The organism is Sphaerisporangium melleum (assembly GCF_014646695.1).
Classification (GTDB): Bacteria; Actinomycetota; Actinomycetes; order Streptosporangiales; family Streptosporangiaceae; genus Sphaerisporangium; species Sphaerisporangium melleum.
Genome location: NZ_BMNT01000099.1, coordinates 3,172 through 3,426, shown reverse-complemented (window position 1 = coordinate 3,426; position 255 = coordinate 3,172). Strand labels below are relative to the sequence as shown.

General features: G+C 71.0%; 1 protein-coding gene. It reads left to right on the top strand.

Annotation, left to right across the window (positions count from 1 at the left end):
- Window positions 1-59: 59 nt before the first annotated feature.
- A partial coding sequence (locus IEY93_RS37210; protein ID WP_229691804.1) for a hypothetical protein occupies window positions 60-255 on the top strand: 196 nt, incomplete at its 3' end.

Sequence of the window (255 nt, the reverse complement as noted above, 5' to 3'; positions counted from 1 at the left end):
GTGGCGGTATGGCGGGTGGGTTGGGTGAGGTTGATCTGCGTCGGATGGAGCGGGCGGGGGTGAGGCCGCTGTCGGTGGCGGAAGGGCTCGCCCTGTTCGACATCGGCCTTACTGCTCAGCGCGCGCTACTCGTCCCCGCACGGCTCGTCCGGTCCCGCTCCCGCGCCCAGGTACGGCGCACCGGTACGGCGGACGGGCTGGTACAGCGGCTCGCGGTGCTGGATGCCGGTGAGCGGTTGTCGGTGCTGTCGGATT